Below are 18,344 nucleotides of genomic sequence, written 5' to 3'. Positions count from 1 at the left end.
AAGATCTAATCCCTTATTATTTTTTTTGATATTGTAACTAATACTGATGAAAATGGAAGTAATAGAAAAGTAGAAGTAATATTAAATAATGTATGGGCGTTAGCTATCTGTCTTCCTGGATTATTTGGAGATATTAATTTAACTATGTTATATAACCAATCTAAGGCGAAAAAGAAAACAATAACACCGATGACATTAAATATGATATGGATTAATGCTGCCTGCTTTCCAACTTTATTTGTAGCGATACTTCCAACTAAGGTATTTGCACATGTACCTATATTTTGTCCTAGCATTATTGGGAGAGCACTAGAAACAGAAATGATACCTTTGGAAGCCATAATTTGTAAAATTGCAATACCAGTGCTACTACTTTGAATAGTTGCTGTGATTATACAACCAAGGAAGATTGAGATTATTCTATTATCTTCAATATTAACTATTAATCTTGTGAAAAATTGTACAGTTTTAAAAGAGGATATTGAAATAGAGATAAATTCAATACCTAAAAATATTAATGTAAGTCCTAATAGAATATTAATTGCAAATTTATTATTTTTTGCTTTAAAAATAAAAAGGAAAAATATGATTAAAGCTATTAAATAAGGAGAGGATTCTCCAAAGTTAAAGGCAACCAATTGGGCAGTTATGGTGGTACCTATATTTGCACCCATTATTATAGGAACAGCACCATATAAGGTGATTAGACCGCTATGTACTAAACTTATGACTATAATAGTTGTAGCACTACTACTTTGAAGAAGTCCAGTGGCTACAATCCCTATTAATACTCCAAGTAATTTATTTGAAGTAGTTTTTTGCAATAGGGCTTTTAATCTAAAAGAGACAGATGTTCTAAATGTAGTAGATAAGAGTTTAGTTCCGATTAAAAAAACTGTTAGTCCAATAACTATGCCAAAAAAAGAAATGAAATAGTTTGATAAAGGATTATTAATCATAAAGCTCCTCCAATAATTTAATAAAATAAATTTAATAAATCACACAATATGTATATGATTTAATAACCTTATCTATAAGTAAAAAAACTTAGATAAAAGATAAAAACAGTAAAGATGAATAGTTTTTTTGAAAAAATAAAAAAATAAGAATTGGAAAGATATATTTTTAAGGAGTGAAAATATGGAAAATAATAAAATGCAAGCTCAAGAATTAAAAGGTATTGTCAGCTCTTTTTTACAAGAACATCGTCAAGCGTCATTGGCCACTACATTTAACAACAAGCCTAGAACTAGTCCAGTGGAATACTTTGTTGGAGAGGATATGAGCTTATACATTATTTCAGCTGGTGGATCAAAATTTGATGCAATAAGAGAAAATCCTAATGTTTGTCTATTAGTTAATACAGAGTTTATTAATCATAGACAAATAAAAGGAGTACAGATTTTTGGTAATGCAAAAACTAGTGACGAAGATAGTAATATTATAAGTGAAGCTAAGAATTATAGTCCAGAGCCCTATCTGTTAGATAATCATCTTTTGAAAGTAATTAAAATTAAACCTGAAGAAATAGTGTACCTTAATTCCATTGGTGACGGTAATAGGACAAAACAGATACTAAAAAATGATCAAGTATTAGTGCACGAAGATTTAACTCCAAGTATTCATTAATCTATAGGCCCTATCATAAGTTAGAATAAACACTTTGATAGGGTTTTTTATGTAATAATAAGTTTTTTTAAGAATAAATTATATTAATACTAGATTTTATTGAGGGGGGAATAAATTGAAGCTATTATTTTTAAATAAACGAAATTCTATTACCATAATTATCGTAGCAATTCTTGTAGTAGGCTCTATTGCATATACACAGCTCAGTGGTAACGGGGGAATAGTAGGGGCATTTACCCCTAAGAAAGAATTACCTATATATAGTGTAGATACATCAGAGAAAAAAGTGGCAATTAGCTTTGATGCAGCCTGGGGGAGTCAATACACAGAACAAATTTTAGATACTCTAGATGAATATAATGTCAAAACAACATTTTTTCTAGTAGGATTTTGGGTTGATAAATATCCTGATAAGGTTAAGGAAATCGTTTCAAGAGGACATGAAATTGGGAATCACTCATCTAATCATCCTCATATGCCACAGTTAGGTGCACAACAAATTACGGAAGAGTTGATGAATACTCATAATAAAATAAAGGATATTACTGGTAATGATCCGATTTTATTTAGACCACCATTTGGAGATTATAATGACACTCTTATTCAAACATGTAGAGATAATGGGTACTATACAATTCAATGGGACGTAGATTCATTAGATTGGAAAGAAAGAGGAGTTCAACCTGTAGTGGACAGGGTAATCAAAAATGCTAAGGAAGGCTCAATAATTCTTTTTCACAATAATGCAAAATATGTAGCAGAATATTTGCCTATTATTATTAAAGAACTACAGAATCAAGGCTATGAGATTGTACCAATTTCAGAGTTAATATATAAAGATAATTTTTACATAGATCATACCGGTAAACAGATACAAAAACCAAATAATTAGTAAAGAAATTAGAGCGCCAAGAAAATGGCTCTCTAATTTTTTTATATACCTATGATCTACCTAAATTAGTATATAGGTCTTCAATTTTATTTTTTACATTTTTAGCTGCTTGACCTACCTTGTTATTTCCATCAAATTTGATTTCTTCAGCGATTTCTTCTTTAAAATCACTAAAGGCTTTTCTAGCATTTGATGAAATTTTATTCATTTTCATAATTATCACCTCTTGATTATTGTTTGTGTTTTACTATTTATTATTATAGTAAATAATAGAAAAATAGGTTAAGCTACATAAAAATAGTTATATAGTAAAACATAAAACATATAAAATAAAGTTCTTTAAAGGAGAGCTGTTTTTATGATGCTAAATGGAATAAGCATAAAAGGAATTACATGTGATTCAAGGAAAGTAAAGAATGGATACGCTTTTGTAGCAATAAAGGGAGAAAAAGAGGATGGAAATGATTATATAGATAAAGCCATAGAGAATGGTGCAGAACTAATTTATACTGAGAAAAAAATAAATAAGAAATCTGTACCAATTATTGAAGTTGAAAATAGTAGAATAAAACTATCAGAACTTTTAAATGAATTCTATGACTATCCATCTGAAAAATTAAAACTAATAGGTGTAACTGGAACTAATGGAAAGACAACAACAACTCATATAATCGAAAATATACTTGGTAATTCAGGCTACAAAACTGGTATTATTGGAACTTTAGGAATAAGAATTGATAAAGAACATTTTAAATCTGAGCTTACAACTCCAGATGCTGAAACAATGTTTTATACCCTAAGTCAAATGGTAGAAGCAGGAGTAGAAGTAGCTATAATGGAGGTTTCATCCCATGGACTAAAGCTATTTAGAACATATGGACTAGATTTTGATGTAGCTATACATACCAATATAACCAGAGACCACAATGACTTTCATAAGAGTCAAAAGGATTACTTAGAAACAAAGAAAATACTTTTTAGTTCTCTTCCAAGAAATAGATTAGCAATATTAAATATAGATGATGATAATGCTACTAAATTAATTGAAAGTAATGATAATGTTATAGTAATAACGTATGGATTAAGTAAAAAAGCAACTATTACGGCATCTAGTCTGCATAGTAGTAATAAAACAAACTTTAATTTATGTGTACAGAGGGGGATAACTACTATTTATGGAGAAGAAATAGAGCCACTAGAATTTCCTTTAACACTAAACCTTATTGGAAATCATAATGTATATAATACCTTAGCAGCAATTTCAACTGCTCTATACTTTGGAGTAGCCATGGATGATATAAAAAAATCTCTTTTAGAATTTAAAGGAGTTAGTAGAAGATTAGAAAAAATATATGAGAATGAATTTCTTGTTCTAGATGATTTTAGTCATAATCCTGCTAGCTATGAGGCAGTTTTTGAAGCTATACAAGGAATGGAATACAACAGTATTATTTTAGTAAATGCTATAAGAGGAAGTAGAGGAATAGAGATTAACGAAGAAAATGCAAACGTAATTGCTGAATGGACTAACGTTCTAGGTGTTAAAAAGGTAATTTTGTCCTTAAGTAATGATTTCGTTAAGGAAAAAGATAGAGTAACAAAAGAGGAAGTTATGATATATAAGCAAATATTTAACTCTGCAAAATTAGATTATCATATAGAAGAGAACTTGAAGAATTCAATTAGTAGGGCTGTTAGTATAACTGATAGAGATGATATAATATTGTTACTTGGGGCTCAAGGAATGAATAAAGGAAAAGAAATTTTAACTGACATTTTAAAATTAGAGGAAAAGAGCATTGGTTAAAAGACTGTTAATTAGCAGTCTTTAATTTTTTTTATTGTTTTTTTGTTAACCTAATAGAAGGAATTTTTAAAGAAAAGTCAAATATTTAATAATAGGGGTGTTTCAACATAAAAAAATATAAATTATTTTTACCAAAGAAAAAATATAGTTATACTTAGAGAAAAAATCATCATATTATTAATAATTATTGAATAAGTATAATTGTAGATTAGTCCATAATGAAAAACATAAGAATAGGAAGGGGAGTGGGGACTAGATGGTTGATAAAGTTATTGAAACAAATATTGTCACTATCGTTGGAAAAGTAGTAAGTGAAAAGGAGTTTAGTCATGAAATGTATGGAGAGGGATTCTATACCTTTGAATTAGAGGTTCCTAGGTTAAGTGATCACTCTGATGTTTTACCAATTACTATATCTGAAAGGCTCTTAGTCAATATAGATATAGCAGAAGGTAAACATTTAGTTATAGAGGGCCAATTGAGGTCCTATAATAGGTATGTTGATGGCAATAATAAATTATTATTAACAGTTTTTGCTAGAGATGCTTATGCACCTCATAATGAAGAAGAACTTGAAGAATTACTTAAAAAGCCTAATGAAATTTATCTTGATGGATTTATTTGTAAAAATCCAATTTATAGAACAACTCCGTTTGGAAGAGAGATAACTGATTTATTAATTGCAGTAAATAGACCATATAATAAATCTGATTATATTCCTTGCATTGCTTGGGGGAGGAATGCAAGATTTTGTGAAAAATTAAAGGTAGGAGATCATATTAAGCTATGGGGTAGAATCCAAAGTAGAGAATACCAGAAAAAGCTTTCCGATGGTTCAGTTTTAAATAGAGTGGCTTATGAGGTTTCAATTTCTAAGTTAGAATTCTTGGAAGATGATAATAACAGAGAAGAAAAAGAAGAGGATGAAGAATAAAATAGGGTTAATATCACAGACTGTCTTTAGACGGTCTGTTTTTTTGGTATAATATACTTTAAAGGTGGTGTATAATTATGAATATTGAAACAGGAATTATTCTTGGAGTGATCTTTTTCGTAATTTTAATAAGCATTCAATATTCTTTAAATAGAATACTAGTTGAATTAAAGAATATTAAGAAGCTAATGGTAAATAATCAAATAAAAGATAGAGACTAATCTAATGGTGAATGATATGGTAAATCTAAAAGAAAAGCTAAATCTAATTATTGATAAAATTATTGAAGAGTTTGGAAAAGAATATACTGAAGAGTTTATATTTGATTCAGTTATTATCCTTAAAGTAAAAGAATTAAAAGGGGACTATAAAGAGTTTTTAGGATTCTCAGAAGAAAAAATCAATAGAACTACTCAAAGTCCTGTTTTTAATTTTTTAAGTAGCATTATGGATAGTGAAATAATTAGAGAAGATAATCTAATTCCATTAATATATGAACTAGTAGTAAAAAGACAAGAGAAAAAAGAAAAATATAGTATTTATTATACTCCAGATTGGCTTGTTGAGTACATAGCGGAAAATTCCTTAACCAAGGTGATAAATCAAAACTATACAAAAGGTAAGGGAGAAGAATTAAAGGATATAAAAATATTAGAGCCTGCTTGTGGAGCGGGTATGTTTCTTATACATGTATTTAAAATATTGATAAATTGGTATAAGAAGTACACTAATCTAAAAATTGAAGAGATAGTTAAAAGTATTGTTGAAAATAATCTATATGGAGTCGATATCGACTCTAAAGCTTTAGAATTATGTAAATACAATATATACTTGAAATGTTTGGAGAAAGTTGGAGGTCATATAGATCTGAATTTTAATTTCAAATGTATTGATTTTTTAATGGAAAATGAATTAGATATTAATGAATATGATTTTATTATTGGAAATCCTCCTTATTTAGAGAATAGAAGGATAAATAAGCATTTCAATAAGGATTCACTAAAAGAAAGATATATGACTGCTACTGGTAGATTTGATATATATAGCTTATTTATTGAAAAATCTATTGAGCTTACTAGTTGTGGGGGGAAGATAGCATTTGTTTTACCGGGCAATTTGTTGACTAATAATAATTTTACTCCCATAAGAAAGTTAATCCTTGAAAATACATATATAAATGAAATTGTTAATCTTGGTGAAGGAATATTTGAGAGTGTTAGTATGAATATGGCCATAATAATTCTTGAAAAGAAAGAAGTAGAAAGAAAAGAAAATTTAATTGTATGCAAAAACATTATGAAGAGTAAAAATATAATGAAAGATATTAAATATGTAAAGCCGAAATTAATTCCCCAATTCTATTATGAAGATTTAATGAAAAATGTCTTTGATATTCACTCTTCAGACATTACTTTTGAGTTGAGAAAAAGAATTTTTGAAAAGAGTATGTTTAAGTTAAACGATATCTGCGAAGTTATAGCTGGTATTGCCACTGGGAATATTAGAAAAAAGTTATTAACAACTAATGGTAATATTAAAAATACAAAAAAAATACTTGAAGGAAAAAACATATCTGATTATTGTTATTCATGGAAGGGTTTATATATAATTGATGATAAAGGCATAATAGATAAAACAAAGGGAGAATATGCAACATTTATGAGAAAAGAGTTTATTGATGATGAGAAAATATTAATTAGACAGACAGCAGATAGATTTATTTGTGCATATGATGATGAGGGATATTATCTATTAAATACCTTATATTCATTAAAGGTAAGAGATGAGTATAAAGATAAGGTTAATATAAAATATATATTGGCATTATTAAATTCTAATTTTTATAGCTTCTTGTACAGGAGTCTTGTTAGAGAATCGGGTAAAGTCTTTCCTCAGGTGAAAATATTTCATATACAGAACAATCCAATAATAATACCTGAAAAGAATGTTCAGAATGACTTTGCCGAGAGGGTAGATAGAATTATTGAAATGAAAAAAGGACTCGTAAACAATACTAGTTTAGAGTCAAAAAGTTGGCGCGATTTTAAATTAGATATAGTAAGAAATATGCAGTATATTAATAGAGAAATCTATAAAATTTTTGATTTAACTGATAGAGAGATAAATGAAATTGAAAATGAAATGTCTATTTATTGATTTTTTGAAGAAAATCCCTCTTAGCAGTGGTGTGTTTGATATATTCCTCTTCTGTAATAGCACCTTGTGCCTTTAAGTTATCAAGTAAATTTATAATATCAATACACAATTGTTCTAGATCCTTTTCGATTTTTTTCATATTGGGTTTCATGACATTACCCCCTTTAATATATGGAAATAAAAAATTGAAACTATTAATATAATATATTTACCATTATTTCCATATATTCGCTAAAAATGCTAAAATTCCTTCTAGCATCAGAACTTTTTGGAAAAAACATAAAAAAACAATAAAAAACATACATCTAATTAATGAGTTGTTGACAAAGAAGTTTCATTGAGCTAGAATAGGACATAAATATCGAAAGAATACTAATTATAATACTGCTTAAGGAGATGATTTTGGGTGGATATGGATAGGAAAAAAAAGGTCCTATTTTCTGAAAAAGAAATTAAGGCAAAAAATGCAGAACTAGGTAAGAAAATAAGTGAAGATTATAAAGGAAAAAAAATATTAATAGTATCCTTGTTAAAGGGAAGCTTTATATTTACTGCTGACTTAGTGAGAGAAATAAACGTTCCAACTCAAATAGAGTTTATGACAACATCTAGCTATGGACACGGTGAGGAAAGTTCAGGGAATGTCGATATTGTAAATGATTTAGGGGTAGACGTAGAAGGTAGAGATGTTTTAATTGTTGATGATATAATGGATTCTGGATTAACAATGAAAGTTATTATTGATCATTTAAAGAAATCTAACCCTAGCTCAATAAAGTCATGTGTTTTCTTAGATAAACCTGATAGAAGAGTAGCTGATATTGCACCTGACTATGTAGGATATTCAATTCCTGATTTATTTATAGTTGGATATGGACTTAATTATGGTGATTACTACAGAAATATTCCTTATATATTCTCTTTTGAAGACTAACTATTTATTAAAAAATACTTAAAATAAATTAGAGTCACATGTTGATATGCCATGTGACTCTTTTATAGATAGTTTAACATTATTAACCTCTTAAGTCCTCAAGTATTTTAACCTTATCTATAGTTTGAGCATCTTTTTCTTTAATTACTCTAGCTGGGACGCCTGCAACAACACTATTAGCAGGAACATCCTTAGTCACTATTGATCCAGCAGCTACAACTGCACCTCTATTTACCTTGACTCCCTCAAGTAAAACTGCATTTGCCCCTATTAGGACATCGTCTTCTATTATTACTGGAGTCTTACTGGGTGGTTCAAGAACACCCGCTACTACGGCGCCTGCACCAACGTGACAGTTCTCGCCAATTATAGCTCTTGCTCCAATAACTGCGTTCATATCAATCATAGTATTTTTTCCGATTTCAACCCCAATATTTATTATTGCACCCATCATTATTACTGCATTTAATCCTATGGAAACTCTATCTCTAATTACAGCCCCTGGTTCTATGCGAGCCTTTATAGTAGAGATGTTTAATAAAGGAATTGCTGAATTTCGCCTATCGCATTCCATATAATAATCAATTATAACGTTTTCATACTTGTCTAAAATGTTACTTATATCATTATATTCACCTATGAGGATTTTGAAGCCTTTATCGCCAAATGATTTTACATTGGGGAAGTCACTGGAGATATCGTCAAAGTTGCCCTTTATGTATACCTTAACAGGTGTGCTTTTTTTTGAGTCCTTTATAAATTTTGCAATCTTATAAGGATCAGTTAAATCTACTTTTTGTTCTGTATGGGTACTTGAAGGCTGATTAGTCATTGGTTTTCCATCCCCTTTTAAAACTCTTTTATTTGATAATATCTTGCATATCATATAAACCATTGTTTTTAGTAATGAGAAACTTAGAAGCTTTGATAGCTCCTATAGCAAAAATACTTTTTGAAGTTGCAGAATGTTTTATTTCAATTACTTCGTCTGTACCGGCAAAAAGAACCTGATGTTCTCCAACAATGGAACCTCCTCTAATGGCATGAATTCCTATTTCATTTTTCTGTCTTTTATCTTTTTTAGTGTATCTTCCAAAAACATATTCCTTAGAGTTATCTAAGCTATTATTAATCTCATTTGCTATCATATATGCTGTTCCACTAGGGGAATCAACTTTTTTGTTATGATGTTTTTCTATTATTTCAATATCAAAATTTTCCTTAAGAGAGATAGCAGATTGCTTAACAAGATTTAATAATACGTTTATACCTAATGACATATTAGCTGAATAAAAAATTGGCACTTTTTTTGATGCTTGATGAATATTACTCATGTCTATAGATGAAAATCCAGTTGTAGCGATTACTAATGCTGTATGATTTTCTATAGCATAGTCTAATAATCCTGGTAGATAATAGGGGTTAGAAAAGTCTATAATAACGTCTGCTTTTTTCTTATTTTGAAATATATCACTAAATACTGGAAATTCATTATTAATTTTTTCTGGTGTTCTATCAACTCCCGCTAAAATAGTCATCTGAGTATCTTTATTTATTTCTTTAATTAAGACCTGACCCATTTGACCATTGCATCCATTTATTATAACTCTTAACAAAATATCACATCCCTACCTGTAATCCATATAAGTTCATTTCTTCTTTTAATATTTCTAAATTAGAAGTAGACATTTCGGTTAATGGTAATCTTAATTTACCAACATTCATTCCTAGTAAGTTCATGGCGGTTTTAACTGGTATAGGGTTTGTTTCAACGAATAATGCATTGACAAGGCCATTCATCTTGAGTTGAAGTTTCTTTGCTTCTTCTATTTTACCTTCCAAATAATATGAAGCCATATTGTGTGTATCCTTAGGAAGTATATTGGCAACTACAGATATAACTCCTTTACCACCGAGAGACATTAAAGGAACTATCATATTATCATTTCCAGAGTATATATCAAAATCATCTGGTAATAATCTGGCCATTTCAGCTACTTGACCTATGTCACCACTGGCTTCTTTTACGGCTACAATGTTTTTATGCTCAGATAGCTTAACTAATGTTGATGGAAGTACGTTTAATCCAGTTCTACTAGGTACATTATAAACAATAATAGGTAAGTCTACGCTATCAGCAATTGCAGTATAATGATTGATTAACCCTTTTTGAGTTGTTTTATTATAGTATGGAGTAACTATAAGTAATCCATCTACTCCTACAGATTCTGCATATTGACTCATTTCTATAGCGTGTTGAGTATTATTTGAACCAGTACCTGCTATTACTGGAACTCTTTTTTTAGTTGAGTTTACTGCACATTTTATTGTTGCTTTATGTTCTTTTTCAGTCATGGTAGAAGCTTCTCCAGTTGTACCACAAATTATTATCCCATCTGTACCTTCGTTTATTTGCCAATTTATTAGTTCATCTAACTTTTTAAAATCAATCCCATTTTCAGTAAATGGAGTTACTATTGCTACTCCAGAACCTCTAAATAATGTCATTGTTAATCCTCCTTAATAAATTTGATAGTCCATCTCAAAAAATAATTGATGATTTTTACATTTTAAAATATTTAAGTAGTAATTCAGCAATCTGAACAGTATTAGTAGCAGCACCTTTCCTGATATTATCAGCAACTACCCACAAATTAAGTCCATTTTTTATACTATAATCTCTTCTAATTCTCCCTACATACACATCGTCTGTACCTTCACAGCTTAATGGAGTCGGATATATGTTTCTTGATACATCGTCTTGAACAATTATACCTTTAGAGCTTCTAAATGAATTATATATATCTTGTATTTCAAATGTTCTTTCAAACTCAAGATTTATAGATACACAGTGTCCAAATTTCACAGGTACCCTGACTGATGTGGCAGTAATATTAAGAGAGTCATCATCTAATATTTTCTTAGTTTCCTGAATCATTTTCATTTCTTCCTTAGTATAATTATTGTCCATAAAAATATCAATATGTGGAAGACAATTAAATGCAATAGGATGAGGATATTTTTTTGGTTTTAACGAATTAAGACCATTTTCAAGGTCCTTGAGTCCACCTAATCCTGATCCAGAAACAGCCTGATAAGTAGAGAATACTATTCTTTTGATTTTAAATAGGTCATGTAAGGGTTTTAATGGTACAACACATTGGATTGTAGAACAATTAGGATTAGATATTATGCCTTTATGCCAAGTGACATCAGAAGGGTTTACTTCTGGCACAACAAGAGGAACCTCATCATTCATTCGCCAGGCACTACTATTATCAATGACAATAACACCTTTTTCTTTTGCAATAGGAGCAAATCTTTTACTGACTTCTCCACCTGCACTAAACAATGCTATATCAATATCTCCATTAAAGGAAGTTTCTTGAAGCTCTTCAACAACATACTCTTTGTCTTTAAAAGTTAGTTTTTGACCTTTTGATTTTGAGGATGCAAAAAGATATAAATTATCGATAGGAAAATTTCTTTCTTCAAGTATCTTCAGAAATGTTCTACCGACCATTCCAGTTGCTCCAACTATAGCTAAATTAATATTTTTCATGCTAATCCTCCTTATTAAATACTCTATAAATATATATATTATGATGATATGAAAAAAATACAGTAAAGTGACTATTTAACTATATAATCTTTTGTTTATGATGCTACTAACAAATTAGGAAAATTGATATTATAATTTGTGCTAGTTTTAATTAAAATAAATACGTACTAATAACAGTTTATTTGTTTAGTGCATAAATGGTGTATACTTATGGAGTTTTAAAACAAAAAATTTGAAATGAATAACTAAAAAGGATAAAATTATAATATGATTTATTAGGAGGGGTATAATGAGTGAGGATTTGAGAGATTTGTCCAAAAAAATAATTGAAATCAGAAGACATTTGCATAGAATACCTGAAATCGGTTTTAACGAGTTTAAAACCTCAAAATTTATTAATGACTACTTAAATGAACTTGGTTATGAGACAGAGATTGTTGCTAAAACAGGAGTTATAGGTTATAAAAGAGGTAATAGTAATAAAGGAGCAATAGCTTTTAGATCAGATATTGATGGCTTAGAGGTTACTGAAAAAACTGGGAGTTCATTTGCCTCTGAAGTAGAAGGAATGATGCATGCATGTGGTCATGACGGACACATGTCTATTCTACTTGGATTAGCCATATATCTTTCTAATTATGAACAATTAGAGAGAGATGTTGTTTTGATTTTTCAACCTGCTGAGGAAGGCCCAGGCGGAGCTGAAGTTATTATTAGGGAAGGAGTTTTTAAAAAGTATAATATTGAGAAGATATTTGGACTTCATATTTTGCCAGATATTGAAGAAGGTAAGGTAGGTTTTAAATCAGGAGCGTTAATGGCCGCAACTGGTGAATTTGATATAGTAATTAAGGCTAAGGGTGGTCATGGAGCAATGCCACATACAGCTATAGATGGCATATATGTAGCTTCTCAACTAATTAGTAATTATCAGAGTATAGTGAGTAGAAATATAGAACCTATTGAAGGTGGAGTCGTTACTATTGGTAAGATAAAAGGTGGAGAGGCAAGAAACATTATTGCTGAGAAGGTTAACATGGAAGGGACCATTAGAGCTTTTAATCCTAGTGTGTACAATCTAATAAAAACAAGAATAAACGAAATAAATAAAGGTCTTGAAAAAATGTATAATATAGAAATAGATACTAATATTAGAGATATGTACCCAGCGGTAATTAATGATACAGAATTATGTGAGATGTTTAGAAGCATTTTAGACGAGGATGAAATTATAAATATGAAGCCTATGATGATTTCAGAGGATTTCTCATTTTATCAACAAGAGGTTCCAGGACTTTTCTTTATGCTAGGAGCTAGAAATGAAGAATTAGGATATATTCATCCTTTACATAATAATTGCTTTGATTTTAATGAAGCTATTTTAATAAATGGAGTTAAAAAATATATTAAAATATGTAATCAACTAGAAGTTATTTTATAGGGGGCGATTAAATGGAAAATAGATTGGAAGAACCTACTATATTGGAATCTAATTATTTTTATTTTTTTATTGCAATAGTTTTGGTTACTTTAGGAGCATTAGCTCAAAGTTGGGATTTTAATAAAGGAATTTTAATCACTGAATTTGGAATCATACTTCTTCCAACAGTTATATTTACTAAGCTAAGGGGATATAGTTTAAAACATGTATTAAGATTAAATAAGCTATCTTTAAAGCAGTTTTTTCTTGTGCCATTGATTACTATGTTAGCTTATCCTATAGGTGTATTTATTAATTATATAATGATTATTGTGCTTAGTTTACTTGGAAAGGTTAGACCTAATCCGATACCAATTCCAGAAACAGGAGGAGAGTATTTACTTGGATTATTTGTTATTGCTATTTCAGCTGGAATATGTGAAGAAGTAATGTTTAGAGGATTAATGCTAAAGACTTATGAAAGATTAGGTAAAAAGAAGGCAATATTCATTTCTGCTATTTTATTTGGAGCATTTCATTTTAATCTTCAAAATCTTTTTGGGCCTATTTTTTTAGGAGTGTTATTTGGATATATACTATTAAAAACTAATTCAATCTTTGCAACCATGTTAGCCCATGCAACAAATAATGCTTTTGCCTTGACTCTTGGGGTTCTATTAAATAAGCTGTTACAGAACTTGAACGAATCTACAGGGCTAAATCAAAGCATTAGTGAGCAGTCAATGGATCAGTTAAATAGCTTACCAAAGGGAGTCCAATTATTATCTTATAGCTTTTGGTTGATACCTATAGCTGCATTAGCAATCATATGCAGTATTATAATATATAAGCTGTTAAAGATTCTTCCAGATAAGGATAAGCAAAATGATGACATATTTATGATTAGAGAAAAGGAAGTAAAAATAAGAAATTATTTTGGACAATTAAGTACATCTAAGAAGGTATTTACTGTCTTACCTATTATATTGGCAGGTGTATTGTTTGTATATCAAGGATATTTGTTTATAACATTATAGTTGTCAAAAAACGAAAATGACCTACTGGGGGAAGTAGGTCATTTCATATTTTTTAAATCTTTAATATCTATAAAATATTAAAGGGGGGAGTGGGAAAGTAGTACTATTACGTTAGTACTCTTTTGTTAGTATTTCAACATGATTAAGTCTAACACTTTAAAAAAAAGAAATCAAGTAAAAAAGCCATATTTTACGTATTCTTAAAAACTGTATCAACTTGGTAATACTTTAGTAATATTTTTTAAATAAAAAGGAATAAAATCTCTCCTAATCCACATAATAGAAATAAGGAGGGGTATAAATGGCTAAGAAGAAGAAAAAGAAAAAAATTGAGACACCTGAAGATAAAATGAAATATGAGATAGCAAATGAGTTAGGACTAATGGATAAGATAGCAAAGGATGGATGGGGAGGACTGACAGCTAAGGAAACTGGAAGAATTGGTGGAATTATGACTGTTAGGAAAAAAGCTAAAGCTAAAGAAGTAGAGATGAAAAATAAGAAAGAAAATGAAGTAGAAATTAAAGGATAATTGATAATTAGGAACGGGGATGTGATCTTCGTTCTTTTATTGTTTTTCATAAGAATTAGAAATAAATTGTGTTCTTATGAGATGTACAAATAAAACCAGTTAAATTATATTTATTTGAACTTTTATATTTTCATATAAAAAATATTTTACAAGATTATATCTTGGATAGAATAGAATTACAAAAAATATCACATTTACTAAACATGTTTTTATAATATATACTATATATTGAGTGGAGAGTACTATATAATTTTGAAATTATAGATGGTTGTAATTTAGTTTATACTTAAGATTAAAATTACTCTAATAACTGGATTTACTTGAGGATATCCAAGGAGTTGTTTATATGATTGATAATGAGATTAAGGCTGCATGTAAAATGATTAATACTTCAAAAGACACTCTGATCTTAACGGGAGCGGGTATTTCGACTGAAAGTGGAATACCGGATTTTAGAAGTCCAAATACAGGCTTATGGGAGAAAATAGACCCTATGGAGGCACTATCTACTTCAGTGCTTCTTAACAATCCAAGAAAATTTTATGAAGAAGGATTTAAGCTATTAACAGATATGAAAGATGTGAAGCCTAACAAAGGACATATAGCTTTAGCTGAAATGGAAGAAATGGGGTTTATAAAGGGAATAATAACACAGAATATTGATAACTTGCATCAAAAAGCAGGCTCTAAAATCATATACGAAGTACATGGAGATACAAGGAGTGGAAGATGTACTTCTTGTAATAATCAAGTTGAATTAAACAACTTGGTTGAACAAGTAAAAAGAGAAGTAATACCCCCTAAATGTAATAGATGTGGCGGTATATTGCGACCCAATGTTGTCATGTTTGGAGATCAATTACCAAAAGATTTTAATATTGCCTGGGATTTGGTTCAGAACTGCGAATTATTAATAGTTGTAGGCTCAAGCTTAAGTGTGGCACCTGTTAGCTATTTACCTCAAATGGCATCAAGGTTGATAATTATAAATTTAGGAAGCACTCCTTTTGACAGACAAGCTGATATTGTAATAAAAGAAAGAGCGGGAGATGCTTTAGATAAAATTGTAAATGAACTTAAAAAGGGGACTTAAAATGAATGCATACAATAATTTTGCTAAGCTATATGATACTTTAATGGATAATGTTGATTATAATAGATGGTATAAATATATTAAAGAAATATTAAATAAATACAGATATGAACCTAAAACAGTATTAGAGATGGCATGTGGAACTGGAAGTTTAACAAAATTTCTATGTGAGGATGATTATGATATAACTTGCTTTGATTTATCAGAGGAAATGTTGTCTGTTGCTTATGATAAGCTTAGAAAATATAAAAACTGTGAAATATTAAATCAAGATATGACTAATTTCGATTTAAATAAAAAATATGATTTGATTTTATGTCTATGTGACAGCCTGAATTACATAACAGATAGAGAGGATCTTATTAATACATTTAACAATGTATATAATCATCTAAATGAGGATGGTATGTTTATATTTGATATCAATTCATATTATAAGCTGAACAATATTATTGCTAATAATACTTTTGTAGAAGATAGAGAAGAGATATATTACATATGGGATAATTTTTATGATGATGAGAATGATCAATGTGAATTTTATCTGACCTTTTTTGTCAAAGAAGCAGAAAAATATTTAAGATTTGATGAAAATCATATACAAAAAGCTTATAAAACAAATGAGATAATTGAAGTGCTAAAGTCAAGTGAATTCAAAAATATTGATGTTTATGAGGGATTTACTTTTAATTCTATAAATGAAACAAGTGAACGTATAAATTTCATAGCTACAAAGTAATAAGATAAAAATATTGTTAAAGATTGCAAGAATAAATGGCAATAATTTTCGTATTAGGGAAAAAATAGAATTCATAAAAAAACAGGTATAAGATTTTTATAGATGGAAATATTATTTGACAAAGGAAAATAGTTGTGTTAAACTATGGATAATTGTAGTTGTACATAGTGCAGTCTGCAAATTAAATTTAAGTTTTTTTAGGAGGAATGTGTTTCATGGTTAAAGGTACAGTTAAGTGGTTCAATGCCACTAAAGGTTATGGTTTCATCTCTACTGAAGATGGAGAAGACGTATTCGTACATTACTCAGCAATCGAAACTGATGGATTCAAAACTTTAGACGAAGGTCAAGAAGTTGAATTCGAAATCGTTGAGGGAGAAAAAGGTCCTCAAGCTACAAACGTTGTAAAACTATAAGATTAGATAATCATTCGATTTTTATATATAGTTTTTAAACAGTAGCATCTAAAGTCCCATTTCATGGGACTTTTATTTTTTTGCTCTATTTTAATCTCATGGTTTTATTGTAAAATATTATAGGGTATAATAAAATCTGAATGAGGTAACGTATTTTGTGAGGAGGCATATAATGAATATGAAAGATTATGTTATAAGAACTTTGGATAAAGATAAAGCTATAAGAGTATTTGTTGCTACAACTACTAATATGGTTGAGTCAGCAAGAAGGATACATAATACAACCCCAGTAGCTACAGCGGCGTTAGGGAGAACATTGACTGGTGCTGGAGTTATGGGATTAATGTTAAAAGGAGAAAAACACAAAATAAGTATTCAGATAAAAGGTGATGGTCCATTAAAAACAGTGCTGGCTGTAGCTAATAGTAAAGGCCAAGTTAAGGGTTATGTGGGTGATCCAAATGTTGATTTGCCTTTAAAATCCAATGGTAAATTAGATGTGGGTAATGCAGTTGGGAAAAATGGTAGAATGATAATAATTAGAGATTTAGGATTAAGAGAGCCATATATTGGCCAGTCTAAATTGATATCCGGAGAAATCGCCGAGGATTTAACATATTATTTTGCTTCATCAGAGCAACAACCATCTGCTGTAGCTTTAGGAGTCTTAGTAGCTAAAGACTTAAGCGTTAGGGCTTCAGGTGGATATATAGTTCAGATTTTACCTAATATATCTGAAGAAAAATTGAAAAGATTAGAGGAAATATTAAATAACGCTGAACCAATTTCCAAATTAATTGACGAAGGAAATAACCCTGAAGAAATACTTGAAAAGGTCTTTGGAGAATTTGAAATGGAGATAAAAGAAAAGCATGATATTAATTTGACATGTGATTGTTCAAAAGAGAGGCTTGAGAGTGCACTAATAAGTTTAGGCGAAAAAGAACTTAGAGAAATCATTGAAGAAGATGGTCAGGCAGAAGTATCTTGTCATTTTTGCAATACTTCATATAATTTTAATATTGAAGAATTAAATAAGCTTTTGGAAGAGGCTAAAAAGTAAGAAAAATGTTGACAACATGTTCAGGATATTATATAATAACTTTTGTCGTCAGAAATGAAGGCCAAATGCCCAGATAGCTCAGTCGGTAGAGCAGGGGACTGAAAATCCCCGTGTCGGTGGTTCGATTCC

Annotated in this window: 21 protein-coding genes; 14 read left to right on the top strand and 7 right to left on the bottom strand. The window is 29.5% G+C overall.

Annotation, left to right across the window (positions count from 1 at the left end; translation table 11 throughout):
* Positions 1-5 precede the first annotated feature (5 nt).
* Positions 6-959: a Na/Pi cotransporter family protein gene (locus JMO20_RS19160; RefSeq protein ID WP_202711367.1), complete on the bottom strand. Its 954-nt coding sequence runs from the start codon at positions 957-959 to the stop codon at positions 6-8.
* Positions 960-1,140: 181 nt separating this feature from the next.
* Here JMO20_RS19160 and JMO20_RS19155 point away from each other — a divergent pair, with 181 nt between their 5' ends.
* Complete coding sequence (locus JMO20_RS19155; RefSeq protein ID WP_202711366.1) at positions 1,141-1,629, top strand: pyridoxamine 5'-phosphate oxidase family protein; 489 nt, start codon at positions 1,141-1,143, stop codon at positions 1,627-1,629.
* 115 nt (positions 1,630-1,744) lie between these two features.
* The gene (gene pdaB, locus JMO20_RS19150) at positions 1,745-2,521 is read left to right on the top strand and encodes a polysaccharide deacetylase family sporulation protein PdaB (protein WP_202711364.1); all 777 of its coding nucleotides are present in this window, start codon (positions 1,745-1,747) and stop codon (positions 2,519-2,521) included.
* 49 nt (positions 2,522-2,570) lie between these two features.
* Here the strand turns inward: pdaB and JMO20_RS19145 are convergent, their stop codons facing one another.
* The gene (locus tag JMO20_RS19145; protein WP_202711362.1) at positions 2,571-2,735 is read right to left on the bottom strand and encodes a hypothetical protein; all 165 of its coding nucleotides are present in this window, start codon (positions 2,733-2,735) and stop codon (positions 2,571-2,573) included.
* Between the two features lie 144 nt (positions 2,736-2,879).
* Between JMO20_RS19145 and JMO20_RS19140 the strand changes: the two genes are divergently transcribed.
* The 4 genes from JMO20_RS19140 (at position 2,880) to JMO20_RS19125 (ending at position 7,419) form a co-directional block, all read left to right on the top strand.
* Positions 2,880-4,328, top strand: a complete 1,449-nt coding sequence (locus JMO20_RS19140; protein WP_202711361.1) for a Mur ligase family protein — start codon at positions 2,880-2,882, stop codon at positions 4,326-4,328.
* A gap of 256 nt (positions 4,329-4,584) precedes the next feature.
* Complete coding sequence (locus tag JMO20_RS19135) at positions 4,585-5,262, top strand: single-stranded DNA-binding protein (RefSeq protein WP_202711359.1); 678 nt, start codon at positions 4,585-4,587, stop codon at positions 5,260-5,262.
* 77 nt (positions 5,263-5,339) lie between these two features.
* The gene (locus JMO20_RS19130; protein WP_202711594.1) at positions 5,340-5,483 is read left to right on the top strand and encodes a hypothetical protein; all 144 of its coding nucleotides are present in this window, start codon (positions 5,340-5,342) and stop codon (positions 5,481-5,483) included.
* 4 nt (positions 5,484-5,487) lie between these two features.
* Positions 5,488-7,419 (top strand): N-6 DNA methylase family protein, encoded by a 1,932-nt coding sequence (locus JMO20_RS19125; RefSeq protein ID WP_202711357.1) that lies wholly within the window; start codon positions 5,488-5,490, stop codon positions 7,417-7,419.
* On the opposite strand, the gene JMO20_RS19120 is transcribed toward JMO20_RS19125, so the two are convergent.
* A complete protein-coding gene (locus tag JMO20_RS19120) occupies positions 7,409-7,570 on the bottom strand; it encodes a hypothetical protein (protein ID WP_202711355.1) in 162 nt (53 codons plus the stop codon). The genes JMO20_RS19125 and JMO20_RS19120 overlap by 11 nt on opposite strands.
* Positions 7,571-7,831: 261 nt before the next feature.
* On the opposite strand from JMO20_RS19120, the gene hpt reads away from it, so the two are divergent.
* Positions 7,832-8,353 carry a hypoxanthine phosphoribosyltransferase gene (gene hpt / locus JMO20_RS19115; protein ID WP_202711353.1) on the top strand — a complete coding sequence of 174 codons (522 nt, stop codon included), beginning with the start codon at positions 7,832-7,834 and terminating at the stop codon, positions 8,351-8,353.
* 82 nt (positions 8,354-8,435) lie between these two features.
* Here the strand turns inward: hpt and dapD are convergent, their stop codons facing one another.
* From dapD to JMO20_RS19095, 4 genes are read right to left on the bottom strand one after another with little or no spacing between them, the layout of a single operon-like run.
* Entirely contained in the window at positions 8,436-9,248 is an 813-nt protein-coding gene (dapD, locus tag JMO20_RS19110) for a 2,3,4,5-tetrahydropyridine-2,6-dicarboxylate N-acetyltransferase (protein ID WP_279380188.1), read from the bottom strand.
* On the bottom strand, positions 9,214-9,969 hold the full coding sequence (dapB, locus tag JMO20_RS19105) for a 4-hydroxy-tetrahydrodipicolinate reductase (RefSeq protein WP_202711351.1): 756 nt from the start codon (positions 9,967-9,969) through the stop codon (positions 9,214-9,216). Before dapB ends, dapD begins: the two co-directional genes overlap by 35 nt.
* A 4-nt stretch (positions 9,970-9,973) precedes the next feature.
* On the bottom strand, positions 9,974-10,861 hold the full coding sequence (gene dapA / locus JMO20_RS19100) for a 4-hydroxy-tetrahydrodipicolinate synthase (RefSeq protein WP_202711350.1): 888 nt from the start codon (positions 10,859-10,861) through the stop codon (positions 9,974-9,976).
* A gap of 55 nt (positions 10,862-10,916) precedes the next feature.
* Positions 10,917-11,915, bottom strand: coding sequence for an aspartate-semialdehyde dehydrogenase (locus JMO20_RS19095; protein WP_202711349.1), 999 nt, complete (start codon positions 11,913-11,915; stop codon positions 10,917-10,919).
* Between the two features lie 289 nt (positions 11,916-12,204).
* Here JMO20_RS19095 and JMO20_RS19090 point away from each other — a divergent pair, with 289 nt between their 5' ends.
* From JMO20_RS19090 to hslO, 7 genes are all read left to right on the top strand, one after another.
* Complete coding sequence (locus JMO20_RS19090; protein ID WP_202711348.1) at positions 12,205-13,356, top strand: M20 metallopeptidase family protein; 1,152 nt, start codon at positions 12,205-12,207, stop codon at positions 13,354-13,356.
* Positions 13,357-13,367: 11 nt separating this feature from the next.
* Positions 13,368-14,372, top strand: a complete 1,005-nt coding sequence (locus JMO20_RS19085) for a type II CAAX endopeptidase family protein (RefSeq protein ID WP_202711347.1) — start codon at positions 13,368-13,370, stop codon at positions 14,370-14,372.
* Positions 14,373-14,673: 301 nt separating this feature from the next.
* Positions 14,674-14,904 carry an alpha/beta-type small acid-soluble spore protein gene (locus JMO20_RS19080; RefSeq protein ID WP_202711346.1) on the top strand — a complete coding sequence of 77 codons (231 nt, stop codon included), beginning with the start codon at positions 14,674-14,676 and terminating at the stop codon, positions 14,902-14,904.
* Positions 14,905-15,250: 346 nt separating this feature from the next.
* A complete protein-coding gene (locus JMO20_RS19075) occupies positions 15,251-15,997 on the top strand; it encodes an SIR2 family NAD-dependent protein deacylase (protein ID WP_202711345.1) in 747 nt (248 codons plus the stop codon).
* A complete protein-coding gene (locus JMO20_RS19070) occupies positions 15,975-16,736 on the top strand; it encodes a class I SAM-dependent DNA methyltransferase (RefSeq protein WP_243414879.1) in 762 nt (253 codons plus the stop codon). Before JMO20_RS19075 ends, JMO20_RS19070 begins: the two co-directional genes overlap by 23 nt.
* A 215-nt stretch (positions 16,737-16,951) precedes the next feature.
* Positions 16,952-17,152 carry a cold-shock protein gene (locus JMO20_RS19065; protein WP_202711585.1) on the top strand — a complete coding sequence of 67 codons (201 nt, stop codon included), beginning with the start codon at positions 16,952-16,954 and terminating at the stop codon, positions 17,150-17,152.
* Positions 17,153-17,324: 172 nt separating this feature from the next.
* Entirely contained in the window at positions 17,325-18,215 is an 891-nt protein-coding gene (gene hslO / locus JMO20_RS19060; RefSeq protein WP_279380187.1) for an Hsp33 family molecular chaperone HslO, read from the top strand.
* Positions 18,216-18,344: the final 129 nt, after the last annotated feature.

It is taken from the genome of Sporosalibacterium faouarense, from assembly GCF_016765695.1.
GTDB lineage: Bacteria > Bacillota > Clostridia > Tissierellales > VENL01 > Sporosalibacterium > Sporosalibacterium faouarense.
Note: the sequence above shows the minus strand (reverse complement) of the source record. Positions and strands in the feature narration are given on the sequence as shown.